Annotated in this window: 22 protein-coding genes; 21 read left to right on the top strand and 1 reads right to left on the bottom strand. The window is 38.4% G+C overall.

The window, feature by feature from the left end; all coding sequences use genetic code 11:
- Window positions 1-119 precede the first annotated feature (119 nt).
- The 8 genes from IW22_RS21540 (at window position 120) to argH (ending at window position 9,000) form a co-directional block, all read left to right on the top strand.
- Window positions 120-725 carry a GNAT family N-acetyltransferase gene (locus tag IW22_RS21540; protein WP_051891347.1) on the top strand — a complete coding sequence of 202 codons (606 nt, stop codon included), beginning with the start codon at window positions 120-122 and terminating at the stop codon, window positions 723-725.
- Window positions 694-1,887, top strand: a complete 1,194-nt coding sequence (gene argG, locus IW22_RS21535; RefSeq protein WP_034731108.1) for an argininosuccinate synthase — start codon at window positions 694-696, stop codon at window positions 1,885-1,887. The genes IW22_RS21540 and argG overlap by 32 nt, the downstream gene beginning before the upstream one ends.
- Before the next feature lie 126 nt (window positions 1,888-2,013).
- Window positions 2,014-2,976 (top strand): N-acetyl-gamma-glutamyl-phosphate reductase, encoded by a 963-nt coding sequence (gene argC / locus IW22_RS21530; RefSeq protein WP_081874002.1) that lies wholly within the window; start codon window positions 2,014-2,016, stop codon window positions 2,974-2,976.
- Window positions 2,977-3,268: 292 nt separating this feature from the next.
- Window positions 3,269-4,408, top strand: a complete 1,140-nt coding sequence (locus IW22_RS21525) for an aspartate aminotransferase family protein (RefSeq protein WP_034731197.1) — start codon at window positions 3,269-3,271, stop codon at window positions 4,406-4,408.
- Window positions 4,409-4,455: 47 nt separating this feature from the next.
- Window positions 4,456-5,415, top strand: coding sequence for an acetylornithine carbamoyltransferase (locus IW22_RS21520; protein WP_034731102.1), 960 nt, complete (start codon window positions 4,456-4,458; stop codon window positions 5,413-5,415).
- A 169-nt stretch (window positions 5,416-5,584) separates the two neighbouring features.
- Complete coding sequence (gene argB / locus IW22_RS21515) at window positions 5,585-6,379, top strand: acetylglutamate kinase (protein WP_034731099.1); 795 nt, start codon at window positions 5,585-5,587, stop codon at window positions 6,377-6,379.
- Window positions 6,354-7,436: a M20 family metallo-hydrolase gene (locus tag IW22_RS21510; RefSeq protein ID WP_034731096.1), complete on the top strand. Its 1,083-nt coding sequence runs from the start codon at window positions 6,354-6,356 to the stop codon at window positions 7,434-7,436. Before argB ends, IW22_RS21510 begins: the two co-directional genes overlap by 26 nt.
- Before the next feature lie 259 nt (window positions 7,437-7,695).
- Window positions 7,696-9,000, top strand: a complete 1,305-nt coding sequence (argH, locus tag IW22_RS21505; protein ID WP_034731093.1) for an argininosuccinate lyase — start codon at window positions 7,696-7,698, stop codon at window positions 8,998-9,000.
- A gap of 153 nt (window positions 9,001-9,153) precedes the next feature.
- Here the strand turns inward: argH and IW22_RS21500 are convergent, their stop codons facing one another.
- Complete coding sequence (locus IW22_RS21500) at window positions 9,154-9,615, bottom strand: Lrp/AsnC family transcriptional regulator (RefSeq protein ID WP_034731090.1); 462 nt, start codon at window positions 9,613-9,615, stop codon at window positions 9,154-9,156.
- Window positions 9,616-9,855: 240 nt separating this feature from the next.
- On the opposite strand from IW22_RS21500, the gene IW22_RS21495 reads away from it, so the two are divergent.
- The 13 genes from IW22_RS21495 (at window position 9,856) to IW22_RS21435 (ending at window position 26,023) form a co-directional block, all read left to right on the top strand.
- Window positions 9,856-10,752, top strand: a complete 897-nt coding sequence (locus IW22_RS21495; protein WP_034731088.1) for an aspartate carbamoyltransferase catalytic subunit — start codon at window positions 9,856-9,858, stop codon at window positions 10,750-10,752.
- Window positions 10,753-10,892: 140 nt separating this feature from the next.
- Complete coding sequence (locus tag IW22_RS21490; RefSeq protein ID WP_034731085.1) at window positions 10,893-11,975, top strand: carbamoyl phosphate synthase small subunit; 1,083 nt, start codon at window positions 10,893-10,895, stop codon at window positions 11,973-11,975.
- Between the two features lie 10 nt (window positions 11,976-11,985).
- On the top strand, window positions 11,986-12,348 hold the full coding sequence (locus IW22_RS21485; protein WP_034731082.1) for a four helix bundle protein: 363 nt from the start codon (window positions 11,986-11,988) through the stop codon (window positions 12,346-12,348).
- A gap of 45 nt (window positions 12,349-12,393) precedes the next feature.
- On the top strand, window positions 12,394-15,573 hold the full coding sequence (carB, locus tag IW22_RS21480; RefSeq protein WP_034731079.1) for a carbamoyl-phosphate synthase large subunit: 3,180 nt from the start codon (window positions 12,394-12,396) through the stop codon (window positions 15,571-15,573).
- 150 nt (window positions 15,574-15,723) lie between these two features.
- Window positions 15,724-17,277 (top strand): rhomboid family intramembrane serine protease, encoded by a 1,554-nt coding sequence (locus IW22_RS21475; protein ID WP_034731076.1) that lies wholly within the window; start codon window positions 15,724-15,726, stop codon window positions 17,275-17,277.
- 231 nt (window positions 17,278-17,508) lie between these two features.
- Window positions 17,509-17,979, top strand: coding sequence for a DUF1203 domain-containing protein (locus IW22_RS21470; RefSeq protein WP_034731073.1), 471 nt, complete (start codon window positions 17,509-17,511; stop codon window positions 17,977-17,979).
- A 63-nt stretch (window positions 17,980-18,042) separates the two neighbouring features.
- Window positions 18,043-18,813, top strand: coding sequence for an isocitrate lyase/phosphoenolpyruvate mutase family protein (locus tag IW22_RS21465; RefSeq protein ID WP_034731070.1), 771 nt, complete (start codon window positions 18,043-18,045; stop codon window positions 18,811-18,813).
- 5 nt (window positions 18,814-18,818) lie between these two features.
- A complete protein-coding gene (locus IW22_RS21460) occupies window positions 18,819-19,862 on the top strand; it encodes a bifunctional transcriptional activator/DNA repair enzyme AdaA (RefSeq protein WP_034731068.1) in 1,044 nt (347 codons plus the stop codon).
- A 23-nt stretch (window positions 19,863-19,885) separates the two neighbouring features.
- Window positions 19,886-20,461 (top strand): Crp/Fnr family transcriptional regulator, encoded by a 576-nt coding sequence (locus IW22_RS23865; RefSeq protein ID WP_051891346.1) that lies wholly within the window; start codon window positions 19,886-19,888, stop codon window positions 20,459-20,461.
- Between the two features lie 59 nt (window positions 20,462-20,520).
- Window positions 20,521-21,345 carry an acyl-CoA thioester hydrolase/BAAT C-terminal domain-containing protein gene (locus IW22_RS21450; protein ID WP_034731064.1) on the top strand — a complete coding sequence of 275 codons (825 nt, stop codon included), beginning with the start codon at window positions 20,521-20,523 and terminating at the stop codon, window positions 21,343-21,345.
- A gap of 155 nt (window positions 21,346-21,500) precedes the next feature.
- Complete coding sequence (locus IW22_RS21445) at window positions 21,501-23,657, top strand: TonB-dependent siderophore receptor (protein ID WP_051891345.1); 2,157 nt, start codon at window positions 21,501-21,503, stop codon at window positions 23,655-23,657.
- Between the two features lie 58 nt (window positions 23,658-23,715).
- Window positions 23,716-24,981 (top strand): PepSY-associated TM helix domain-containing protein, encoded by a 1,266-nt coding sequence (locus IW22_RS21440; RefSeq protein ID WP_034731061.1) that lies wholly within the window; start codon window positions 23,716-23,718, stop codon window positions 24,979-24,981.
- Window positions 24,965-26,023 (top strand): alpha/beta hydrolase, encoded by a 1,059-nt coding sequence (locus IW22_RS21435; protein ID WP_034731057.1) that lies wholly within the window; start codon window positions 24,965-24,967, stop codon window positions 26,021-26,023. The genes IW22_RS21440 and IW22_RS21435 overlap by 17 nt, the downstream gene beginning before the upstream one ends.
- Window positions 26,024-26,127 lie beyond the last annotated feature (104 nt).

The following is a 26,127-nucleotide window of genomic DNA, read 5'->3' as shown; positions in this document are numbered from 1 at the left end:
TATATTTTGTTGCAAAGATAAAATTACCTGTTTATTTCTTTAAATCAAAAAAAATATCTTTTTAATTTGGTTTTTAAAGTTATTATGCTTTAAATTTGCCAAAAAAATCAGATAAATAAATGGAAATAGAAATTTCCTCATGCGAACATCTCATGTATGTGAGTGAAATACAGCAGGAAATGTATGATTCAGCACAGCGCAGAGGAACGGGGATCGCAAAACGTTCCATCGAATACTTAACGAAAAAGATTTCAGAAGGTAACGCTGTGGTTGCCACTGAAAATGGCGAATGGGTGGGATTCTGCTACATTGAGACGTGGTCGCACGGTCAGTTTGTAGCCAATTCGGGACTGATTGTATCTCCGAATTACAGGAACAGAGGAGTTGCCACTTTGATTAAGAATAAAGTTTTCCAGTTATCTAGAGAAAAATATCCGACTGCGAAGGTATTTGGATTGACCACAGGACTTGCCGTAATGAAAATCAACAGTGATCTGGGTTATAAGCCGGTGATCTATTCTGAACTGACTCAGGATGAAGAATTTTGGAGCGGTTGTAAGAACTGTGTGAACTATGAAATTTTAATGAAAAAGGAACGTAAAAACTGTCTGTGTACAGCGATGCTTTTCGTTCCTGAAAATAATAATAATGTAAACGGGACTGAAATTCAGCAGTCCGAAATTGATGATTACAATGGAGAAAAAGAAAGTAGTCTTAGCGTTTAGCGGAGGTTTGGATACCTCTTACTGTGCTAAATATCTTAGTGAAACACTGGGATATGAAGTGTATGCAGTCACTGTAAATACTGGTGGTTTTTCAAAAGAAGAAGAAAAAGAACTGGAGAAAAAAGCCTTCAATTTGGGGGTGAAAGAGTACAGGTGCGTTGATGCTCAGGAAGATTATTACAATTCTTGTGTAAAGTATCTGATCTTCGGAAATGTGCTGAAAAACAATACCTACCCGTTATCTGTAAGCGCTGAGCGTACGGTTCAGGCGCAGGAAATTGCAAAATATGCCATTGAAACGGGTGCAGATGCTATTGCTCACGGAAGTACGGGAGCTGGAAATGATCAGGTTCGTTTCGATTTGATTTTCCAGGTGATGTGTCCAGAAGTGGAGATCATTACGCCAATCCGTGATATGAGCTTGTCCCGTGAGGAAGAAATTGAATTCCTGAAAGCTCATGGTTACGAAATGGAGTTTCACAAAGCGCAGTATTCTGTAAATAAAGGACTGTGGGGAACGTCTGTCGGAGGAAAAGAAACATTAACATCGAGAAATTCTCTTCCGGAAGAAGCTTTTCCATCACAAATTAAAGAAACTCAGCCTTCAGAACTGGAAATTGAATTTAAAAACGGTGAGGTTGTAGCAGTAAACGGAGAAAATTTTGAGCATTCCGTGAAGGCGATTCAAAAAATTGAAGAACTGGCTTCCGCTTACGGAATCGGTCGTGATATTCATGTTGGAGATACCATTGTGGGAATTAAAGGAAGAGTAGGATTTGAGGCAGCGGCGGCATCAGTGATCATCAAGGCGCACCATTTATTGGAAAAACATACGCTTTCAAAATATCAGCAGATGATGAAGTCTCAGCTTTCCGACTGGTATGGAAACTGGCTTCATGAAGCATTATTCCTGGATCCTGTGATGAGAAATATTGAATCCTTCTTAACCGATTCTCAGGAAACGGTCAGCGGAAAAGTGTTTGTAACCCTTCATGCATACAGGTTTGTTTTAAACGGAATTGAATCCAAGCACGATCTGATGTCCGATAAATTTGGAAGTTATGGTGAAGCCAACAGAGCATGGACAGGTGAAGATGTAAAAGGATATACAAAAATTGTAAGCAATTCCTTAAACATCTACCACCAGATCAATTCAAAATAAAAAATAAAGAGTTCCAACGGAACGATTTACCAAAGGATAGGACGCAGTCCTATCAATAAGAACGATTTACCCAAGAATAGGATGAAATCCTATCAATCATAATCAAATCATCATATCATTAAAAATATGAAAAAAGTAGGAATTGTAGGCGCCAACGGCTACACGGGAAGCGAATTGGTCCGTGTGCTGGCTTTTCATCCCAATGTGTCATTGAGTTTTTTATATAGCCGTTCCAATTCGGGGACAAAAATTTCAGATTTGTACCCGGATTTAACGGCAGTTTGTGAGCAGGTTTTAACGGACCAACCGGAAGACGTGGATATTTTATTTCTGTGTCTCCCTCATAAGGAAAGTCAGAACTGGCTTACTAAAAACCCTGTAAAAGATGAGACTTTAGTCATTGATCTTGGAAATGATTTCCGTTTGGACGGAAGTTTGGGAAACAGAAATTTTATCTACGGACTTCCTGAAATCAATAAAAAAAATCTGGAAGGTGCAAAAAGTATTGCCAACCCGGGATGTTTTGCAACGGCGATTCAGCTGGCGCTTCTTCCATTAGCGGGAAAAGGTTGGTTGAATGAAGTGTACACGACAGGAATTACAGGCTCTACGGGTGCAGGTCAGTCTTTGCAGGCAACAACACATTTCACGTGGAGGAATGATAATATTTCGGCGTACAAAACGCTGACGCATCAGCATGTGGAGGAGATTTTACAGCAGTTAGTTTCGTTTAATCATAAAGATATCAGTCTGAATTTTGTTCCATGGAGAGGAGATTTTGCAAGAGGAATTTTTACAAGTTCTACAGTGAAAACAGATTTAGTACTTTCAGATATCGTTCAGTTGTATCAGGATTTTTATGAAGAAGAGCCTTTTGTAAAGGTAAGTGAAAATGCAATTGATTTAAAGCAGGTTGTCAATACCAATCGCTGTGTGATTCATATAGAAAAGAGTGGGAATGTAGCGGTTATTCACTCAGCGATTGACAATTTGTTAAAGGGGGCTTCCGGACAGGCCGTACAAAACATGAATATAGCGATGGGCTGGGAAGAAAACCTGGGACTGAACTTAAAGCCAGTAGCATTTTAAAAAAGTGAATGGTCAATAAGTCAATTGTGAATTGAAAAACCGAAATATTCGACTTAGGAAAATGGAGCGTTAAGAAAATTAATTCTATGAACGTTAAGAAAATTCTACTGTTTGAAGCGCGACAAAAATGTTGAACCGAAAAACAAATGCCGAATTCGCGCAAGTTTTAGAATTTTTAGAGAATAGAAATAATTTTTAGCGGAAGTTTCCAGGTCTTGAAATTTTGTTTCTTTTGTTTGACTACGTCGAATCTTCGATTTCAAGACAAAAGAAATTAATTAAAACAAAAAAAATGAATTTATTCAACGTATATCCATTATTCAACATAAATCCGGTAAAAGCTCAGGGTTCATTCCTTTGGGACGACAAAGGAGAAAAATATCTTGACTTTTACGGAGGTCACGCAGTGATTTCCATCGGACACAATCATCCGCATTATCAGACTCAATTGAAAGAGCAGCTGGAGAAAATATCTTTCTACTCAAACTCTGTTCAGAATGAATTGCAGACTGAGCTGGCAGATAAATTAGGGAAACTTTCAGGCTATGAAGATTACAACCTTTTTCTGTGCAATTCAGGAGCTGAAGCGAATGAAAATGCTTTGAAGCTGGCGTCTTTCCATAACGGAAAAAGTAAAGTACTTTATTTCTCAGGATCTTTCCACGGAAGAACTTCTGCGGCGGTTTCTGTGACGGATAATCCAAAAATTGTAGCTCCCGTTAATTTTTCTGAAAGGTTTATTAAGTCTGAATGGAATGATATCAAACAGCTTGAAGAGATCTTTGAAACTGAGGGAAGTGAAATTTCATCTGTCATCATTGAAGGAATTCAGGGAGTAGGCGGAATTATGATCCCGACAGCAGAATTTTTATCCAAAATTAAAGAACTGTGTGAAAAATATGACGCAGCATTGATTCTGGATGAGGTTCAGTCAGGATACGGAAGAAGCGGATATTTCTTTGCGCATCAGGAATTTGGAATTGAACCGGATATGATCACGACGGCCAAAGGTATGGGGAATGGTTTCCCAATCGGAGGTGTTTTGATTCATCCGAAGTTTGAGGCAAGTAATGGTTTATTGGGAACGACTTTCGGAGGAAATCATCTGGCCTGTGCCGCGGCCATTGCTGTTCTGGATGTGATGAAGGAGGAAGATTTGACGACAAATGCTCAGCAAATGGGTGATTATATTGAAAACGAAATTAAAGACTTTCCTCATATTAAATCCATTCGAAGGAAGGGTTTAATGATTGGAGTAGAGTTGGATCAAGACTGTTCAGAAGTGAGGAAAAGTTTGTTGTACGATCATCACATTTTTACAGGGAATTCCAATGATAAAAGTGTATTGAGGATCCTTCCGGCTCTTACTATCGGCAAAGAAGAAACAGATCTTTTTGTCGGTGCTTTAAAAGTAGTTTTAGATAAGATTTAACTTATAAATGGGTTAAGATTATCACAATTAATTAAAAAAATCATCAAATGAAAAAATTTACCTCAGTAAGCGACGTAAAAAACTTACAGGAAATCATAAAGAAAGCATTACAAATTAAAGAAAACCCCAATTCCGAACCGGAAAAAGGAAAAGGGAAAACAATAGGCCTTGTATTTTTAAATTCAAGTTTAAGAACCCGTTTAAGCAGCCAGATCGCCGCACAGAACTTAGGATTGAATGTCCTGACTTTAAATGCAGCCCAGGAAGCCTGGAATCTGGAATTTGCAGACGGAGCCGTAATGAATGGTGACACTGTTGAACATATCAAGGATGCAATAGAAGTATTAAATCAATATTGTGACATCATTGCAGTGCGTTGTTTCGCGGGCATGAAATCTAAGGAAGACGATGTTAACGAAAGTATCCTGAGCCAGTTTGAGCAGCACGCCAAAGTGCCTGTGATTTCCCTGGAATCAGCAACGCGACACCCACTTCAAAGTCTGGCAGACTGCATTACCATTACAGAAAACTGGAAAGAGGAACGCAAACCGAAAGTAGTTCTTACCTGGGCGCCGCACATTAAGCCGATTGCTCAGGCTGTAGGAAATTCCTTTGCAGAATGGATGCAGGAAATGGACGTAGATTTTGTCATCGCCAATCCTGAAGGCTATGATCTGGATAAAAAATTTACAAAAGACATCAAAGTAATCCACAATCAGGACGAAGCTTTACAGGATGCCGATTTTATCTATGTAAAAAACTGGTCCTCTTTCGATGATTACGCAAACATGCCGGAAGTAAAAGAAAGCTGGATGCTGACCGGAGAAAAGCTGGAAAACACCAACGATGCTAAAGTAATGCACTGTCTTCCGGTCCGTCGTAATGTAGAATTAAGTGATGAGATAATGGACGGAGAAAACTCCATCATCTATCAGCAGGCCAAAAACAGAATTTTCTCTGCACAAGCTGTCTTTTCAGAAATTTTGAATGAATTGAATTCTAAATAACTGGAATTCATAAGGATCTCAAGAACATTTAAAACCACAAAGAGTTCCAACGGAACGATTTAGCCAAGGATGGGAGGAAGTCCTATCAAACTATCGATCAAACATAAACGCATAAAAAGTTCCAACGGAACGATTTAACCAAGGATAGGAGGAAGTCCTATCAACCAAAATGAAAGAAAAATTATACATCATAAAAATAGGAGGAGCCCTGATCGACGATCCGGAGCTGCTTGACCAATTTTTAGAGCAGTTTTCTGAAATAAAGGAAAAGAAAATTTTGGTTCATGGAGGTGGAAAATTAGCAACTACACTGGCTGATAAATTGGGCGTTGAACAAAAAATGATCAACGGACGAAGAATCACGGATAAAGAGACGCTGGATATTGTGGCGATGGTCTATGCGGGAGGAATCAATAAAAATATTGTGGCAAAACTTCAGCAGAAAAAATGCAAAGCAATAGGTTTTTCCGGAGCTGATGCGAATTTGATTAAAGCCAAAAAAAGAGAACATCCCGAAATAGATTTCGGTTTTGTGGGAGATATTGAGAAAAAAAGTGTGGACAGAAAATTGATCTCGAAATTGATTAAACTTAAACTTGTTCCTGTTTTTTCAGCGATTACCCATGATAAAAAGGGAAACCTCTTCAATACCAACGCAGACACGATTGCTTCGGTCATGGCTCAGGCTTTATCTTCAAAATATGATGTGGAGTTGTTGTATTGTTTTGATAAAGAGGGTGTTTTGGAAAATATTGAAGATCCGGAATCAGTTATAAAAAGGGTGTCTGAGGAAGAGTTTTCTGTTTTAAAGGAAGCTGGAAAACTTCATAAAGGAATTTTGCCCAAACTTGAAAATGCTCTTGGAGCAGTAAAAAATAATGTAAACAAGGTATTCTTAATTAAAGAAACCGAATTAAAAAATCATATAGAAAGCCATTATGGAGGAACTGAAATCTGTTTATAGTAAAGAAGAGCTACTGACTCAAGCAGTTGAATTGCTTAAGAAACTGATTGCAATTCCTTCATTCAGTAAGGATGAATACAATACGTCTGTAGAAATTGAGAACTTTTTTAAGAAGCACCATATTCCTGCGAAACGTTTTAAAAACAACATCTGGGCGGTCAATAAAAACTTTGATGTATTGAAGCCTTCCATTTTGCTGAATACCCATCACGATACGGTAAGACCGAATAAGGCCTACACACTGGATCCGTTTCTTCCGGTTGAGCAGTACGGAAAACTGTACGGACTGGGAAGTAATGATGCGGGAGCTTCTCTGGTGTCTATGGCTCAGGTTTTTTTACATTTTTATGAGAAAGAAGATTTAAAATATAATTTAGTTATTGCGTTGACGGCAGAGGAGGAGATTTCAGGATTTGATGGAATTGAGGCCTTATTTCCACAGCTTCCGGACATCGGACTCGCCATTGTAGGAGAACCCACGCAGATGAACCTGGCGATCGCGGAAAAAGGACTGTTGGTAATAGACGGGGAAATGAAAGGAACTCCTTCTCACGCTGCTCATCCGAACGATGATAACGCTATTGTAAAATGTATGGAAGACCTTCAGCATATTCTGAATTTCAGATTTCCGAAGGTTTCAGATTATTTAGGGGAAGTTAAAGTGACGCTGTCGGGAATTCATGCCGGTGTTCAGCATAATGTAGTTCCGGAAGCCTGTACGTTCACTTTGGACGTAAGAGTTACCGATGAATATTCCAATCAGGAAGCTCTTGAAATCATTCAGTCGCAGATGAAATCTTCATTAACTGCCAGATCTTTCAGGTTAAATTCCTCAAAAATAGAAATGGATCACCCTTTTGTACAGGCAGGTCTGGAAATCGGAAGGACCACTTACGGTTCACCAACATCATCCGACCAGGCCATTATTCCATGCACATCCGTGAAGATTGGTCCCGGCGACAGTAGGCGCTCCCACACCGCAGATGAATACATCTATATCAAAGAGATTGAGGAAGGAATTGAGATTTATATAAAGATCTTAGAAAAAGTTTTATAAAGAGAAACTAGAGGCTAGAAATTAGATACCGGAAATTGATATATACACCATATCACTAACATCTAATTTCTAACTTCTAATATCTGAAAAAAATGTTTTAACCACGCTCAGCAGACCAACCAAAGTTCAGTTTTTAATAAGGATTTATGCAAAAAGACCATTAAAAACGAAGACTTTTCAATGCGGAGATGTTTTTTTATAGTTAAAGAGGCTTTGCTGAGCAGGTTGAAACGAATTAAATATTGTAAAGAATATTATTATGAAAAAAATATGGCAAAAGGATGACCTGGCCACCAATATATTAGTCAACACATTTACAGTCGGGAAAGATCTTGACTTTGACGAACGTTTAGCAAAATATGATGTTAAAGGTTCCATGGCACACTGCCAGATGTTGGCAGAAACCGGAATTATCTCCGGCGAAGAATCAGAACAGATGCTTTCTGTTTTGACAGATATTTTAAAAGAGATTGAGAACGGAAACTTTGAAATCGATAAAGAAGCAGAAGATATCCATTCTCAGGTAGAAGCGATACTCATTGAAAAATTAGGCGATACCGGAAAGAAAATTCATACCGCGAGATCCCGTAATGATCAGGTATTATTGGATATTAAACTTTATTTGCTGGATGAGATCCGTGAAATCACAGCTTTGACAGATGAGTTTTTCCAGATTTTAATCCAACTGGCTGATCAGCATAAAAATAAATTGCTTCCCGGTTATACCCATCTTCAGATTGCCATGCCATCATCGTTTGGATTATGGTTTGGAGCCTATGCGGAAGCATTGTTAGATGATGTTGAACTGTTGTTTTCGGTGAAGAATATTATTAATAAAAATCCTTTGGGTTCAGCGGCAGGATACGGTTCTTCTTTCCCTATTGACAGAGAAAGTACGACCTACAACTTAGGTTTTCAGTCGATGAACTATAATTCGGTGTATGCGCAGATGACCCGTGGAAAATCTGAGAAAATGCTGTCTATGGCAATGGCTACTTTGGCAGGAACGCTTGGGAAATTTGCCTACGATGTCTGCCTGTATTTAAGCCAGAACTTCGATTTTATCAGCTTTCCGAAAGAATTCACGACAGGAAGCAGCATTATGCCTCATAAAAAGAACCCTGATATTTTCGAGCTGGTTCGTGCACGATGCAACAGAATTCAGTCTTTGCCGAATGAACTTATCTTATTGACGAATAATTTGCCGTCAGGCTACCACAGAGACGTTCAGCTGACGAAGGAAATTCTTTTCCCGGCTATCGATTCATTAAAAGAATGTCTGGAGATTTTAAGCTACACCCTTCCGAATATTCAGGTGAAAGATGGAATTCTGGAAGACGAGAAGTATAAATATCTTTTCAGTGTAGAGAAAATCAATGAAGAAGTAAAAAAAGGAAGTTCATTCCGCGATGCTTATGTAAAAGTAGGGCAGGAGATTGAAAATAATGAATTTGAGTTCGAAGTTGGAAACTTAGACCACAGTCATCAGGGAAGCATAGGAAATCTATGTCTGGACAAAATAGAATATCAGTTTAACAAGCTGAAGAATAAACTATTGGGTTGATTTTGAACCATTAAGATTATTGAAGCTTTTAAGTTAAGTTAAGAAAATCTGCGATTTTTAAAAGCAGTTAGCTTGTTAGAATTCGCTAGCGAATCCTTAACTATCCTTAATCACTTAAAGAAATCTTAATGGTTTAATTCAATTTAAAAATGATTATTCCAGATCAATTTTAAACTTAGTTGATTTTTTAACCTCATGAAGCACAATAGAACTGTGATACTGGCCAATATTAGGAATATTTGAGATCACATTCACTGCGAAATCATTATAAGAATTAATATCCTTTGCAATGATTTTAAGCATATAGTCATACTCACCGGAAAGACTGATAATTTCCTGAACTTCATCATGTTTCATAATGTTTTTCTCAAAGGTTTCCAGTACTTTCTGAGACTGTTCCTTAAGACGGACATTACAGTAGACGACGATATTCAGACCCAGTTTTTCACGGTTCAAAAGACCGACATATTTCTCAATGATGCCATGTTTCTCCAGCTGCTTAATCCTTTCATAGGTAGGAGTAAACGTAAGACCTATCCTTTCTGAAATTTCTTTTACAGATAGCGTAGAGTCTTCCTGAATAATGCTGAGAATCATTTTGTCTTTTAAATCCATAGGGAGAATTGAGTTTTAACAAAAATATCAATTAAAAATGAAAATAAGGAAAGATTACAGGTTTAAATTTTTTTAGAAATTTGGTTTTGTAGATTCGTAAAAATATTATATCTTTGCACCTAATGAATAAAAGAGTATTTATATCATTAGATTTACCGGGCGAAAGCGCCCTTTACGATATTTATTGTTATTAAGCGAAGATCCTGTCTTCGCTTTTTTTATGCTCAAAAAATAAGAATTATGTTTACAATTACAGAACTAAGCACCGAGAGAATCAACAGTATACTGACCGAAGCACTGGCTTTTGCCAACGGAAAAACTGCAAAAATTGAAGGAGAAATTTTCTGCTCAAATCTTTTCTTTGAAGACAGCACAAGAACAAAGACAAGCTTTGACATCGCCGAAAGAAAACTGGGTCTGCAGGTAGTACCTTTTGATGCTTCCCACAGTTCTGTAAACAAAGGGGAGAGTCTTTACGATACTGTAAAAACCATTGAAAGCCTGGGTGTGAATCTGGTTGTGATCAGAGATAAGAAGGACAGATATTTTGAAGAACTGAGCAATATCAAAATTCCGATGATCAACGGAGGAGACGGAACAGGAAACCATCCATCCCAGTGTATGCTGGATCTGATGACCATCTATCAGGAATTTGGAAAATTTGAAGGACTGAAGATAGGAATAGTAGGAGATGTAAAACACAGCCGCGTAGCCAATTCAAATGCTGAAGCATTGAGAAGATTAGGTGCTAAAGTTTATTTCTCAGGACCTGAACACTGGTTTGATGAAGGCGCTTTAATTAACGGAACGTATTTACCGGTTGATCAGCTGATCGCTGAAGTAGATGTTCTGATGCTGTTAAGAATTCAGCATGAAAGGCACGATGCAAAAATGAGCTACACCGCTTCTGAATACCACAGAAAATACGGTTTGACGAAAGAAAGAGAAAAAGTAATGAAAAACGGAGCGATCATCATGCATCCCGCGCCCATCAACAGAGGCGTTGAAATAGATACAGACCTGGTGGAATGCGACCGCTCAAGAGTATTCAAACAGATGCAGAACGGAGTCTTCGCAAGAATGGCTATCCTGAAAGAAGCACTGGAAAAAGAAGGATATACCTTTAAAGAATTGTAAAAAGTAAAAAGTAAAAAGTAAAAAGTAAAAAGTAAAAAGTAAAAAGTAAAATGTATGAATATAAATACATTATACAACCGACATTATACATTGTACAAAAGAAATTATACAGAATAAAATAGAATAAAGAGATAAATAAAATGAAGAAAAAATTAATACTGGAGTCCGGTGAAGTGTTTCATGGAGAAGGTTTCGGAGCAGAATTGGAAACTGCCGGAGAAGTAGTTTTCAATACCGGAATGACAGGGTATCAGGAGTTGATCTCCGATCCGTCATACTGCGGTCAGATTGTTTGCATGACCTATCCGCTTATCGGAAATTATGGTATTAACCGTGATGATTATGAAAGCATCGAGCCGGCTATTAAAGGACTTATCGTAAAAGAACTTTGCGATCTTCCTTCCAATTTCCGTACCCAGATGACTTTAGAAGAATTATTTAAAAAGAAAAACCTTTCAGGGATTTCCGGAATCGATACCAGAAGACTGACAAGAATTCTACGTAATTCAGGAGTTGTGAAAGGGAAAATTGTAAACGTTGAATCTGATGAGAACCAGGTGGTTGCAGAATTAAAAGGAACCAACTTCCCAATCAATCAGGTGGAAACCGTTTCTACAAAAACAGCTTATGCCAATCCGGGAAGAGGATTGAAAGTTGTTTTGGTAGATTTTGGTTCTAAATTAGGAATTATCAGAGAGCTGTCTCAAAGAAACTGCGACATCACTGTAGTTTCCCACGACACCACTGCAGAAGAAATTCTGTTAATGGATCCGGATGGAATCATGCTTTCAAATGGTCCTGGTGACCCGGAAGATAACCCTAAGGCATTAGAAATGATCCGCGGATTACTGGGAAAAGTTCCAATCTTCGGAATCTGTCTTGGCCATCAGCTGATCGGTCTGGCTTGTGGCGCAAAAACGTTCAAACTGAAATTCGGACACAGAGGAGGAAACCATCCTGTATTGGATCTTGAGAAAAACAAAGTGTCTATCACTTCTCAAAACCACGGTTATGCAGTAGATCAGGAAAGTCTTAAAAACACAGACCTTGTAGAAACTCACATCGCCCTAAACGACAGAACCAACGAAGGTCTGAAACACAAGATCCACCCATGCTTCTCCGTTCAGTACCACCCGGAAGCAAGCCCTGGTCCTGAGGACGCGAACTATTTGTTTGATGAGTTCATCGATCTAATGTACCAATTTAAAAATGTAACAGTTTAACAATAATTAAATGATCAATTTCGAAAACAATCCTTTAATTGAAAAAACCGTGAAATTCTCTTTAGATATTCTTGAGTTTTGCGAATTATTGGAGCAGCATAAGAAATTCGTCATTGCTAAACAGTTATTACGCTCAGGAACAAGTATTGGTGCCAATTCTTTTGAAGCACAGAATCCTTACAGTAAAAAAGATTTTGTGAATAAAATGAAAATTGCAGCCAAGGAACTTGAAGAAACAAAATATTGGTTATATCTGTGCAAACACTCCAAAAATTATCCTTTTGAAGATAAGCTGGAAGCACAGATCATAGAAATTGGGAAAATTATTTATAAAATTTTAAGCACAAGTTTATCAAAGGAAAACGGTTTGTAAACATTGTTACACTGTTAGATTGATAAATTGTTACATTTTAAACCTATGAAAAGAAACGACATAAAAACAATTTTAGTAATCGGTTCAGGCCCTATCATCATCGGGCAGGCAGCTGAATTTGATTACGCAGGAACGCAGGCTTGTCTGTCTTTGAGAGAAGAAGGCTACAAGGTGATTTTGATCAACTCAAACCCTGCGACTATTATGACGGATGTAGAAATCGCAGATAAAGTATATATCGAGCCGATTTCACTTCAGTTTGTAAGCCACATCATCAGAAAAGAACGTCCGGATGCTTTGCTACCAACGCTTGGAGGTCAGACAGGTCTGAATATGGCGGTAGAACTGGAAAAATCAGGAATTCTTGAAGAATGCAAAGTGGAAGTTTTAGGAACTACACTTTCTGCGATCAACAGAGCTGAAGACAGAGATCTTTTCCGTGAACTGATGAGAGAGCTTAACGAACCGGTTCCTGAATCAGATATCGTAACTACAGTAGAAGGAGCAATCCGTTTTGCTGAAGAAATCGGATATCCGGTGATTGTTCGTCCTGCCTTTACAATGGGAGGAACAGGAGGAGGTATCGCCTCTACGGAAGCTGAATTGAAGGAGATTGCTGAATTAGGATTAAAATACAGTCCGGTAACGCAGTGTCTTATCGAAAGATCAATTGCAGGTTTCAAAGAAATTGAATACGAAGTAATGCGTGATGCGAACGACAATGCGATTGTAGTTTGTAACATGGAAAATATAGATCCGGTAGGAGTTCACACAGGGGATTCTATCGTAGTGGCGCCTTCTCAGACACTTTCTGACAGAGAGTACCAGTTATTGAGAAATGCTTCTCTAAAGATCATCAGAGCCCTGGGAATTGAAGGAGGATGTAACGTACAGCTGGCTTTAGACCCGCATTCATTCAACTACTACATCATCGAGGTAAACCCTAGAGTTTCCCGTTCATCAGCATTGGCAAGTAAGGCGACAGGATATCCGATCGCAAAAATTGCAGCGAAGATTGCGGTAGGTTTAACGCTTGACGAGATTATGAACCCGGTAACAGGAAAAACTTACGCATGTTTCGAGCCTGCTCTTGACTATGTGGTAACGAAATTCCCTAGATTCCCGTTCGATAAATTCGAAACCGCGGACAGAAGACTTTCTACACAGATGAAAGCAACCGGAGAAGTAATGGCCATCGGAAGAAACTTCGAGGAATCTTTACAGAAAGCCGTTCGTTCTTTAGAAACCGGTTTAAGACACCTGGGGTTAAAAACAAAACAGGCTGCTGCTTTAACGGACGAAGATATCGAAAGAAGAATCAGAGTTTGTGATGATGAAAGATTGTTCATTATTTGTGATGCTTTAAGAAGAGGGTATGATTGGGAGCAAATTGTAGAATGGAGCAAGATTGATAAATTCTTCATCTGGAAATTAAAGAAACTTGTTGATTTTGAAAAAGAAATTGCAGCCAATAAATTCAATAAAGAGACTTTAATTCAGGCTAAAAAATTAGGATTCTCAGATCAGAATATCGCTCACTTATGGGGATCTTCTCAAAGAGAGGTTTATAATTTCAGAAAAGAAAATGGCGTGATACCGGTTTACAAAATGGTAGACACGTGTGCAGCAGAATTTGAAAGTGAAACCCCTTACTTCTACGGAACTTATGAAGAAGAAAATGAAAGTGTTGTAACTGATAAAGAAAAAGTAATCGTTCTGGGTTCAGGACCAATCAGAATCGGACAGGGAGTTGAGTTTGACTACGCGACTGTTCATTCGGTTTGGGCCATCAAAGAATTGGGTTACGAAGCGATTATCATCAACAATAACCCTGAAACAGTTTCTACGGATTTCTCAATTTCAGATAAATTATACTTCGAGCCTTTAACGGAAGAAGATGTAATGAGCATTATTGATCTTGAAAAACCTATGGGAGTGGTGGTTCAGTTCGGAGGACAGACTGCGATTAACTTAGCTGATAAACTGGCAAGTTACGGAGTAAAAATTCTGGGAACTTCCCTGGAAGACTTAGACAGAGCTGAAAACAGAGATAAGTTTGAAAAAGCTCTTCAGGAAATGGGAATTCCACAGCCTTTAGGAAAAACATCAACTTCAAAAGAAGAAGCGATAAAAATTGCTAACGAAATTGGTTATCCGGTTTTAGTCCGTCCAAGTTATGTATTGGGAGGAAGAGCAATGGAAATTGTGTATACAGAAAGCGAATTGGCTCATTACATGGAGTTTGCGGTAGATGCGAGCCCGGAACACCCGGTTTTGGTAGACCGTTACATTACAGGAAAAGAAGTGGAAGTAGACGCCATCTGCGACGGTGAAACGGTTATTATTCCTGGAATCATGGAACACATTGAAAGAGCGGGAGTTCACTCCGGAGACTCTATTGCGGTGTATCCACCTCAGAATGTTTCACAGGAGGAAATCGATACTTTGGTAGACTATACACAAAGACTGGCCAAAGGATTGAATGTGATCGGTTTAATGAACATCCAGTATGTTCTTTTCGAAGGAAACGTATACGTGATCGAAGTGAATCCACGTTCATCAAGAACAGTTCCGTTCTTATCCAAAATCACAGAAGTTCCGATGGCGAACTTAGCAACAAAAGCGATTTTAGGCCAGAAACTGACAGATTTAGGGTACAAAAACGGATTGGTTCCGAATAAAGAAGGAGTCTTTGTAAAAGTTCCGGTATTCTCTTTCTCAAAACTGACGAAAGTTGATATTTCTCTAGGACCAGAAATGAAGTCTACAGGAGAAGTAATGGGGAAAGACACCACTTTGGAAAAAGCCCTTTACAAAGGACTGATTGCAGCAGGAAGAAAAGTTCCGATGCACGGTTCAATTTTGTTCACGGTAGCAGACAAGCACAAGCAGGAAGCGGCAGACCTTGCGGCAAGATTCCACGAAGTTGGTTTCAGAATCTGGGCAACGGAAGGAACGGCTAAATTCTTCGAAGAAAAAGGTATTCCTTGTAAAATAGGATACAAAATCGGAGAAGATGATGTCAACCTGATCGACCTGATTCAGAAAGGAAAAGTACAGTACGTCGTAAATACCATGACCAAAGGGAAGCAGGTAGAAAGAGACGGATTCCAGATCAGAAGAATGAGTGTGGAAAACGGTGTTCCTTGTTTAACATCCATGGACACGGTAGAAGCCATCCTGAAAGTAATTGAAAGTATGAGTTTCAAAATGGAGACGATGTAATCATCGGATTCAGATGATATATTTCAAGCCTCGCGAGTTTTCTTGCGGGGTTTTTGTTTAATTTTGTGGGTTTTTACAAACTTTAAATGCAGCACAGATGCTGGCTGCAATGATTAATGGCACTTTATAAAAGAGTAACACCTGGAAAACATGAACGAAATTTTGGACAAACTAAAATTAATTTTTAAACCCTTTTTGATTATTGCAATTTGTTTTATTGTAGGATATACTTTTTTGCATTGGATATTATTTATCAAAGCGGAAATTCCACTGAAAGAACAGATTGTGAGATTTTGGCTGCCTTTTGGACTTCCTTTTATTCCAATATTAATTTGGCTGAGGCCAAAAATAAAGTTGTTGTATTTCAAAAATGAAAATGCTTCATTTTTATACCAGTTTATTGCTTGCGTCGCTATAGCAATTCCTACCATAATTGCTCAGGAATATTTAGTAACTGCTATAGGTAAGCTTACAGAAGTTGAAAATATATCACAAATTGATAAGAGTGAAAAAACTAAATATTATTCTTTAAAGAATTACTACATCGACAAGAGACATATTGCTGTGCAAAATACAGTAACGGTAACCGGGAAAAATAATACAAACTTTAATATGCTGATCTATGTTGCGATGCCAATTTTAAAAAGCATTTCCGACACAGCAAGAGCAGAAAGTAAATTTTGGTTAGGAAAGCAATATAGTGAACGGATAAGCAACAATCTTTCAGATCAGGAAAAAAAAACTAAATACAAAATATTTGCAGAACAAAAACAAAAAGAATTTGAAAAAACTGACTTTAGCAAATTCAAGTATTTAGAAATAATGGGAAATACTGAAGATCATGATGAATTTAATAAAGCCATTTCAAATTTAGGAATGATCAATGGGAATGATCAGATAATTTTTAAAGCTCAAAATGAGCCTTTTGAAAATAGAAATGGTAAAAAGTTAGAATGGATTTTTGGTTCACTGGGAATTGGAATCTTAGTGTACTTTATACTTTTATTATTTTCTAAGTTTGATAAAAGGCGATTGGAAGATTTTAAAAGCGGGAGGACTGAAAAAGATACAGATCTGAAAGAAATATTTGAATTTTTCATCCCCAAAAAAGATTTTTTTATTACCCCAATAATTATTAACCTGAATGTACTCGTTTTTATTGCAATGGTTATTGCTGGTTTTGGCCTTATATCTTTCAAAGGAGATGATTTATTAAGCTGGGGAGCTAATTACAGACCAGTCACGACTGACGGCCAATGGTGGAGGCTCGTGACAAATACTTTTATGCATGGTGGGCTTATGCACATGTCAGCCAATATATTTGGGCTTTTATTTGTAGGTGTTTTCCTTGAACCGCTTTTGGGAAAGACCAGATATTTACTTGTTTATTTGACAACAGGGATACTAGCAAGTGCTGCCAGTATCTGGTGGTATCCTGCTACAGTAAGTATTGGAGCTTCGGGTGCTATTTTTGGACTGTATGGTTTCTTTTTAGCAGCCTTATTACTTAAAGTGTTTCCACCTGATTTTGGCAAAGCATTTTTATTAAGCACACTTGTTTTTGTTGGCTTTAATTTACTTATGGGTCTTACTGGCGGTGTTGATAATGCTGCCCATATTGGAGGCCTCTTAAGTGGATTTATAATTGGAATCATAATGTCAAGACAGCTTAAATTAAAAATTGATATGCAGAACGAAGAATAGGAGAAACGGCGCTTTTTGTTTAACATCCATGGACACAGTAGAAGCCATCCTGAAAGTAATTGAAAGCATGAGTTTCAAAATGGAGACGATGTAATCATCGAAACCAGATAATATAATTTCAAACCCCGCGAGTTTTCTTGCTGGGTTTTTGTTTTTAATGAGATGAAAAATACTTGTCCGTTTTTCGGTTGTACTGTGAACGGCGGCAATTTAAATTTGTAAAAAAAGGAAATGAATAATTTTAAATTTGAAGCATTGAACCATTTAGATTTTGAATATTTGAATGATTTATCAGAAACTGAACTCGCAGAGAATCATATTAAAAAGATGAAAGTAGATCAATTCCCGGGTTTTCCTTGCAGGACTACTTTGGAAGATGCTAAAATCGATGAAATGGTTTTTCTCCTCAACTATGATTTTCACAATGTCAATTCTCCCTATCGGGCAAACGGACCTGTTTTTGTAAGGGCAAATCAACCGACAAAGACTTATGAAAACAACGAAATTCCGGTAATGTTCAATCATAGATTGCTTTCACTTCGGGGGTATAATAAAGAGGAAATGATGATTTTTGCTGATGTTTCTGAAGGTAAATTTTTAAAAGAAAAACTTTTACAAATTCTGGAAAACCCAAAGATTGAATATATCCATTTACATAATGCAAAACCAGGATGCTTTAATTGTACTGTAAAAAGAATATAAAATACTTGTCCGTTTTTCGGTTGTACAGAAACAGGATCTGTATTACTTTTATAAAAAATTAAAATGACAGCAATTCATAAATTCAGAGAACTGCATAAGCAGGATGATCCGTTATTAATAGGAAACGTTTGGAATGTACAAAGTGCCAGAGCATATGAAAAGCTGGGTTATCAGGCAGTAGCCACTTCTAGTTCCGCTGTAGCCTTCAGTCTGGGATACGAGGATGGCGAAAACATGAGCTTTGATGAATACTTTTATATCGTTGAAAGAATTTTGAAATCCGTCACCATTCCTTTGTCCGTAGATTTGGAAGGAGGTTATGGAAAAACAGTGGAGGAAATTGTTGTAAATATTTCCAGACTGGCAAATGCCGGTGTAGTTGGAATCAATATCGAAGACAGTGTGATCATTAACGGAACCAGAAAACTATTGAGTACGCGTGATTTCTATGAAAAATTAAATGCAGTCATTCTCCAGCTTAAAGAACAGAACATAGATATTTTCATCAATGTAAGAATAGATCCGTTTCTTTTGGGAGTAGACAATGTAATTGATGAAACGATTAACAGGATGAAAATCATTGAGGAAGTAGGAGCGGACGGAATTTTCGTTCCATGCATTACCGAAGTACAGGACATTGAGAACGTTATTAATACTTCAAAACTTCCGTTTAGTGTCATGTGTATGCCGGAACTTCCGGATTTTCAAACCCTTAAAAAGTTAGGGGTTAAAAGAATTTCATCAGGAAATTTCTTAAATGGGTATATTTATGGTCAGTTAGAAACCGCGTTAAAAGCCATTGGAGAGGGCGGAAGTTTTTCTCCTATTTTTTAGATATCATGAAACTTACAGAAGAAAGAATGTATCAGGCATCTTTAGAAAAAGATTCCTCATTTGAAGGCATTTACTGGATGGCTGTAAAAACCACGGGTATATTTTGCCGGCCCACCTGTACGGCCAGAAAACCCAAAAGAGGGAACGTAGAATTCTTTGTCAATACCGAAAAAGCGATAGAAAATGGCTACAGACCCTGTAAAATATGCAAACCGCTTGAAAAATTGAATGAAACGCCCCGCTACATTCAGGATTTGCTGGACGAACTGCAGCAGAATGAATCGCTAAAGATCAAAGACGCAGATCTTCTGGAAAGACATATTGAACCGGTAACGATCAGGCGGTGGTTTCTGAAAAATCATGGAATGACCTTTCATACTTTTCAACGGGAATTCAGAATGAATAAAGCATTCAAAAAAATAAAAAATGGTGAAAGTATTATAGAAGTGGCATTGGATTCAGGCTATGAAAGTTTAAGCGGCTTCAATGAACGTTTTAAAGAAGTCATTGGTACCACACCTAAGAATACAGGCCGCCGGACCATCATTGATCTGAAACGAATTGAGACCCCATTAGGACCCATGTTCGCCTGTTCATGCGATGAAGGAATCTGCCTGCTCGAATTTACAGACCGGAAAAATATAGACCGCCAGTTGGCCCATTTGTCCAAAGTAATGAATGCCGAAATCGTTCAGGGTGAAAATAAACATTTTGAACAGCTGGAAAACGAGTTGAATGAATATTTTGAAGGAAAAAGAACAACGTTTGAGGTGCCTCTTTATATCACAGGAACAGATTTTCAGAAAAAAGTGTGGCAGCTTTTAACAGAAATCCCCAAAGGTGAAACCCGTACCTACAAACAGCAGTCTGAATTTTTGGGGAATCCTAAAGCCGTACGCGCCGTAGGAACAGCCAATGGAATTAATAAAATTGCCATTATCATTCCATGCCATCGTGTGATAGGCTCAGATGGTGAATTGGTGGGATATGCCGGAGGAATATGGAGAAAACAAAAGTTACTTGAGTTGGAAGGCGCTATCTTATTTTAAATATCTTTACAGAAAACACCGCCATGTCCTCAGAATTTGACCCCGTTCTACATCACTTCAGCCAATATATAAAGCTCAGCGAGACTTTAAAAAAAGAATTGCAGAACAGATTATCCCTTCAGACTTTTGAAAAGGGAGAGCTTTTACACGATGCTGATAAAATCTGCACCAAAAGCTATTTTATTCTAAACGGATTGACCAGAACCTATTATCTGAAGGACGGAACAGAGATCAGCGAATATTTCTCCAGTGAAAACGAATGGGTCAATTCCCCAAAAAGTTTTATAGGACGCATAAAAGATATCTATTCCATCGACTGTCTCGAAAAAACAGAAACCTTCTGCCTCAAAATAAATGATCTGGGCTATTTATTCGATCACTTCCCTGAAATGGAACGGTATGCAAGATTATCTATGGGAAGCGTATTCGGGCACCTTATGGAACGGATTACATCTCAAAGATTCACCACTGCTAAAGAAAAGTATAAACATTTTCTGATGGTTTACAAAGGAATTTATCACAGAATTCCGCTGGGAATGACGGCCTCTTATCTCGGAATTACCCAGTCTACACTCAGCAGATTGCGGGCAGAAAAGTAGTTTTTGATCTAGAGCAAAAATTATCCGGATTTGCTGAGATATTTTTGTTAAAAAAAACAATGAAACTATTATTTAAAATTTTCTGCCTCCTGACGTTTGTATGCTCATTGACTAAAGCTCAGGATACCATTCAATCAAAGAATACAGATGCCATTTTGTATCAGCCTTCCCAAAATATAAAGGGTCTTGTTGTAGGCCTTGGAGGATCGGAAGGAGGAAATGCATGGGCGTCGAAGCACTGGAAAACAGTTAGAGATCAGTTTTTAGATAAAGGATATGCATTCCTTGCGCTAGCTTATTTCGGATCAAAGAATTCTCCAAAACTGCTTGAAAAGATTGAAATTCAGGATGTACATAATGCTATAAACTTCTCAAAACAGAAAGTTCACACAGAAAAAGTGGCTGTGATAGGTGGTTCAAGAGGAGCGGATCTCGCTTTACTCCTGGGAAGCTACTATCCTGATATCTCATGTATCATCGGGCTGTCGGGAAGCCATGCTGTTTTCCCGGGAAATACAGATCATTTTTCGACTTCGAGCTGGACTTTTGACGGGAAAGAACTTCCTTTTGTTCCTGTGAATGAAGCAGCAGTTCCTTTTATGATGGAACGGAAAATAAGAAAAGCCTTTGAAGCAATGCTGCAGGATAAAGAATCTGAACAGAAATCCCTTATCAAAGTCGAACAGATCAAAGCTCCAATTCTCCTGATGTCCGGAACTGAGGACGAAATCTGCCCTTCATCAGAAATGTCTGAAAAAATCATTCAAAGATTAAAAAACAATCATTTCAAATACCGTTATGAACACCTACCGTTCAAAGGAAGCCATTCCGAACCGTATCAGCATTTCGATAAAGTCTTTGATTTTCTTCAGAAAAACTTCTAATCTACTTAACGCCAATTGTAGCCTTATCCTCATCCTTAACCTTTAGCCCCTCTATTCATCGTATTTTATAAGAAGTTAATTTTTATGACATGTATCAGTTTTTATTTAGAATTAATAAAAATAAGATAATTTTGCGGAACTAACTTACTTATACAATGAAAAGAATAATTATTTCTGCTTCCTTTCTGGCGGCAACGATGCTGAGTGCCCAGGAAACGGATACCATCAAAGTTTCTGAAATTCAGTCCGTGTCACTGCAGGGAACCCACAATTACAGAACAAAAAAATCTGAATCTGTAGCGAGACTACCTCTCGAAAACCTTGAAAATCCTACCGTGTACAACATTGTCCCGAAAGAAATCATCAGCGAAATGAACGCCGTTGATTTTAATACGGCAATGGCTTCCGCACCGGGAGTGGTGGTGAGTAATAGCGTGAACGACAGTGGAAACGATATCTTTCTAAGAGGCTTCAGCTCTTCTGCTAACTTCAGAAACGGTCTACTTCAGAATCCCAGAGTACAGTCGGAAATTGCCAATGTGGAGAGAGTAGAGGTGATCAAAGGGCCTTCGGGAACTCTTTTCGGCGGAACCCTCGCCAATTATGGAGGTATCGTGAATATTGTCACCAAAAAGCCACAGGAAAATTTCGGGGGAATCATCGGTTATACGACAGGAAGTTGGGGAATGAACAGGATTACAGCTGATGTGAATACCCCTTTGAATAAGGAAAAGACAGCATTGGCAAGATTTAATGTGGCAGCATATTCCCAGGATTCTTTTCAGGATGCAGGCTACAATAAAGGGCTGTTTTTCTCAGGAAGTATTCTGTATAAAGTGAGTGATAAAACAACGGTGACTTTGGATACAGAATTCCATGCACCGGAAAAAACACTAAATGCTTACGTAAGGCAGTCCGAAAAATTAACGATCGGTTCCATGAAAGACCTTACAGGAGCTCACGACAGATCATTTACCAGCAATGATATCGGCTCGAAAAGAACCAATTTTGTCACGATGGCTGAGGTGACCCATAAATTCAATGATCAGTGGACTTCCAGAACTTCATACCAAAGAGGAGAAGCTAATGAAAACGGATCTATATTTTTAGTATTAAGCTATCTCGACAATAATACGGTAAGTCGTGGAATTCGTCCTTTTGACAGCTATAAAGTGACTACGGATAATATTCAGCAGAATTTTATCGGAGATTTTAAGATCGGGAATCTGAGAAACAGACTTGTAGTGGGGCTGGATTATTATCAGCAAAGCACGAAAAATCAGTACGGAATGTTCAAAAGAAGTGCTACAGATACCGTAGGTTCTGTGTTTGCTCCTTATGATATTATTAAGCTGGACGAAGCCTCTGCCTGGCAGCCTATCTCCAGAAGTCTGGTTGAAAATCTTGAAAGAATTCCCAATGATCCCACCAGTAAAGTAAAACCGACTAATTACGAAATCAGCCATTTCAGTACTTTCAGCGTTTATGCGTCCAATGTCCTCAATATTACAGACCATTTACTGGTAATGGCGAGTTTAAGAATGGACAACTATAAAAATGATGATCTCAAAACCAATGGAGTAAAAGGAACCGGAAATTACAGTCAGACACAGTTTTCACCAAAATTCGGTTTGGTATATGAAATTGTAAAAAATGAAATCTCATTTTTCGCGAACTATGTCAACGGTTTTAAAAATTTTGCACCGTCTCTGAACCAGGATGGCGTTCTTACAAGCTGGGAACCTGAGCAGGGGAACCAGTTTGAAGGTGGTTTTAAACTCGATCTGTTTCATAAAAAATTACTTTCCACCATTACCTATTACAATATGAATGTCAACAACAGACTCATTGCTGTTCCGGGCGGTTTGGGCAGTATGCAGGATGGAAAGATCAAAAATCAGGGGTTTGAAATGGACGTTATCGTGAATCCTTTCAAAGGCTGGAATATCGTTGCCGGATACGGATACAATGACAACAAATACGACGACAGAGGCGTGAATAACGGAAAAAGAATCGCGTGGACACCAAAGCATGTCGCCAATCTCTGGACCAGCTACAAGATCATGGACGGCTCCTATGAAGGTCTGGGATTTGGGGCAGGATTTAATTTTGTAGACAAAACCTATATCAATATCACCAATCATTTCCTGGCACCGGCTTATACCACTGTAGGAGCCACTGTTTTCTATGATAAAAAGAAATACAGAATTGGGGTGAAGATGAATAACGCACTGAATGACACCTACTGGAATTTCTACGGCCAGCCTCAGAAGCCTAGAGAGATCCTTGCCAACTTTGCCTTTAAATTCTAACCTTAATAAAACAAAAATAAGAGCGGTAATTCTTTGCCGCTCTGCTGTATTGATAGATATGGAAAAGAAAACAACAGATAAAAAGAAAAAGCAGGGAAAATCCCTCACCAAAAAAATTACAGGATGGCTCCATCTCTGGCTGGGATTGGTCTCGGGGATTATTGTACTCGTTGTGACCCTTTCAGGAACGATGTTTGTCTTCTGTGATGAAATCATTGATTTATGCGGAGGAAGCGCCAAATATGTACAGGTTCCGGCTAATGTAAAAAAAATGTCACCGGAAGAACTGCTGGCTAAATTCCATCAGCAAGTTCCGGACAGAAAAGCATTTTATTTTGACACTTATAAAGAGGCGGACAGAACGTTCAGGGTAGCCTCGGCTAGGAAACCACCCAAAGATAAAAATGTTCCCAAAGCAGGAAAACCAAAAGGTCGCGGACCAAGAGGTGTATTTGCCTATCATTATCTTGACCCTTACACCGGGAAAATAACAGGTTCAACGAAAAGCTATGAATTTTTCTACATTGTGGCTCATATCCATGCTCAGCTTCTGGCCGGAAAATTCGGAAAAACAGTAGTAGGAGTAGCTTCCATTATATTTTTTGTTCAGTTAATTGGCGGACTCATTCTCTGGTGGCCGAAAAAGTGGAATAAAACGACAAGGACAGCGGCCTTTAAAATAAAATCAGGAACCAAATGGCGCAGGAAAAACTATGATTTTCATAATGTGTTAGGGTTCTATTCATTGTTACCGGCTGTATTTATTACGATTACGGGGTTGATTATGGCCTACAAAATTTTGACAGATCTTACTCAGGAAGCCTTTGGCGGAATCGCTGATGCCCATGAAATTGCTGAACAATATGAACCTAAGTTTGATCCTGAGAAAAAGGCGCTGTCTTATGCAGATTTCGTAGAGAAGAATTTCAAAAAATTTCCGGAAGCCAGACAATTCAGAATGAGCATTCCAAGGAATGATTCTGCTACAGTCTACAATGTCGTTGCGGCAAAATTTATCGGTTTGAAAAGCCTTGCCAGCGGTAAAAGCATGGAAGCCAATAAATATACCGGAGAGGAAATTCAGTATCCGAAAGAGGTCATTATGCATGAAGTGATCGAACATATGAACTTTGATCTCCACGTAGGATATTGGGGCGGTATGTTTGGGAAGATCTTCACCTTTGTGATCGGAATTATCTGTACAAGCCTTCCGGTAACGGGCTTTCTGATCTGGTGGGGCAGACGCAAAAAATCACCGAAAAAATCAACAGAAGTTAAAAATATTCATCAACATAGAAAAGAACATCATGAACAGCCGGCTTAAATTTTTATTATTGAACCTATTCCTTCTTTGCAGTTTCTCAGCAATGGCGCAGGAAAAAATAAACATCGGGGAAAAACAGGTTATATCCTCATCGATTCTCAATGAAAAAAGAGAGATTTGGATCCATCTTCCGAAAACCTATAACGACAGCAGCATCAGCCCTGCAAAATATCCGGTGATCTATCTTCTGGATGGAGAAATCAATTTCGAATATTACACAGGAATGAGCGATTTTCTGGCCAGACCGCCTTATGCAGATATGCCGGAATGTATTGTTGTAGGCATCAAAAACACGGAAAGAACCAGAGATCTTACGCCTACAAAATCACAGAAGAAAAGCCCGGTAAATCCGAATGTCGTTCTTTTCGGAGACAGTGGCGAAAGTGAAAATTTTGTCAGATTCATACAGGAAGAGTTGAAACCTTTCATTAGTAAAAACTACAGGACGCAGGATTATTCCATTCTAGTAGGGCATTCTTTCGGAGGACTTTTTGCCGTGAATGTTCTGCTTACCCATCCGGAATATTTCAATGCTTATGTAGCGAATGATCCTAGTTTGTGGTGGGACAACAATGTGATGATTTCCAGGACAAAAAGCTATCTGGAAAAAAACAGAACATTTCCGGCCCACAAATTTCTGTACGTTTCTCGGGCTAACAATGAAGAACAGAACAAAAACTGGAATTCCGATATGACTCAGGCGATTGAAGAATTTAAAGGAATTGTTGAGAAAAATGGCTCCCTTAACTATAAACACCATTTCTTTGAACGTGAAGTCCACGGAACGGTTTCCTATCCTGGGAATTATGATGCTTTGAAATTTATCTTTAAAGGTTTCAGAACAGATATTAAAAAACTGTCTAAGAATCCGCAGCTGCTTGAAGAAGAATACAAAAGGTTCTCAGAGAAATCTGGATCTAATTTTACTCCTTCCGAGACTTATCTGAATGTCGTTCTTAAATTCATGAAGAGTAATGATTTTAAAGAATCGGAGGATTATTTTATAAACTTAAAGAACAGACTGTATCCTAAGATTAAATAATTGATTAATCTTATAAAAACTCATTAAGTTTAGGGTAGATTGAGGAAGTAATTCAATCTGCCCTTTTTATTGGAGATTTTAAAAACAATAGGGAAGTGTAAACC

It is taken from the genome of Chryseobacterium sp. JM1 (assembly GCF_000737715.1).
Classification (GTDB): Bacteria; Bacteroidota; Bacteroidia; order Flavobacteriales; family Weeksellaceae; genus Chryseobacterium.
This window is presented reverse-complemented; position numbering and strand designations above follow the sequence as displayed.

Coding starts and splice junctions, on each gene's coding strand:
- IW22_RS21540 (WP_051891347.1), top strand. CDS start 120: ATGGAAATAGAAATTTCCTCATGCGAACATCTCATGTATGTGAGTGAA.
- argG (WP_034731108.1), top strand. CDS start 694: ATGGAGAAAAAGAAAGTAGTCTTAGCGTTTAGCGGAGGTTTGGATACC.
- argC (WP_081874002.1), top strand. CDS start 2,014: ATGAAAAAAGTAGGAATTGTAGGCGCCAACGGCTACACGGGAAGCGAA.
- IW22_RS21525 (WP_034731197.1), top strand. CDS start 3,269: ATGAATTTATTCAACGTATATCCATTATTCAACATAAATCCGGTAAAA.
- IW22_RS21520 (WP_034731102.1), top strand. CDS start 4,456: ATGAAAAAATTTACCTCAGTAAGCGACGTAAAAAACTTACAGGAAATC.
- argB (WP_034731099.1), top strand. CDS start 5,585: ATGAAAGAAAAATTATACATCATAAAAATAGGAGGAGCCCTGATCGAC.
- IW22_RS21510 (WP_034731096.1), top strand. CDS start 6,354: ATGGAGGAACTGAAATCTGTTTATAGTAAAGAAGAGCTACTGACTCAA.
- argH (WP_034731093.1), top strand. CDS start 7,696: ATGAAAAAAATATGGCAAAAGGATGACCTGGCCACCAATATATTAGTC.
- IW22_RS21500 (WP_034731090.1), bottom strand. CDS start 9,615: ATGGATTTAAAAGACAAAATGATTCTCAGCATTATTCAGGAAGACTCT.
- IW22_RS21495 (WP_034731088.1), top strand. CDS start 9,856: ATGTTTACAATTACAGAACTAAGCACCGAGAGAATCAACAGTATACTG.
- IW22_RS21490 (WP_034731085.1), top strand. CDS start 10,893: ATGAAGAAAAAATTAATACTGGAGTCCGGTGAAGTGTTTCATGGAGAA.
- IW22_RS21485 (WP_034731082.1), top strand. CDS start 11,986: ATGATCAATTTCGAAAACAATCCTTTAATTGAAAAAACCGTGAAATTC.
- carB (WP_034731079.1), top strand. CDS start 12,394: ATGAAAAGAAACGACATAAAAACAATTTTAGTAATCGGTTCAGGCCCT.
- IW22_RS21475 (WP_034731076.1), top strand. CDS start 15,724: ATGAACGAAATTTTGGACAAACTAAAATTAATTTTTAAACCCTTTTTG.
- IW22_RS21470 (WP_034731073.1), top strand. CDS start 17,509: ATGAATAATTTTAAATTTGAAGCATTGAACCATTTAGATTTTGAATAT.
- IW22_RS21465 (WP_034731070.1), top strand. CDS start 18,043: ATGACAGCAATTCATAAATTCAGAGAACTGCATAAGCAGGATGATCCG.
- IW22_RS21460 (WP_034731068.1), top strand. CDS start 18,819: ATGAAACTTACAGAAGAAAGAATGTATCAGGCATCTTTAGAAAAAGAT.
- IW22_RS23865 (WP_051891346.1), top strand. CDS start 19,886: ATGTCCTCAGAATTTGACCCCGTTCTACATCACTTCAGCCAATATATA.
- IW22_RS21450 (WP_034731064.1), top strand. CDS start 20,521: ATGAAACTATTATTTAAAATTTTCTGCCTCCTGACGTTTGTATGCTCA.
- IW22_RS21445 (WP_051891345.1), top strand. CDS start 21,501: ATGAAAAGAATAATTATTTCTGCTTCCTTTCTGGCGGCAACGATGCTG.
- IW22_RS21440 (WP_034731061.1), top strand. CDS start 23,716: ATGGAAAAGAAAACAACAGATAAAAAGAAAAAGCAGGGAAAATCCCTC.
- IW22_RS21435 (WP_034731057.1), top strand. CDS start 24,965: ATGAACAGCCGGCTTAAATTTTTATTATTGAACCTATTCCTTCTTTGC.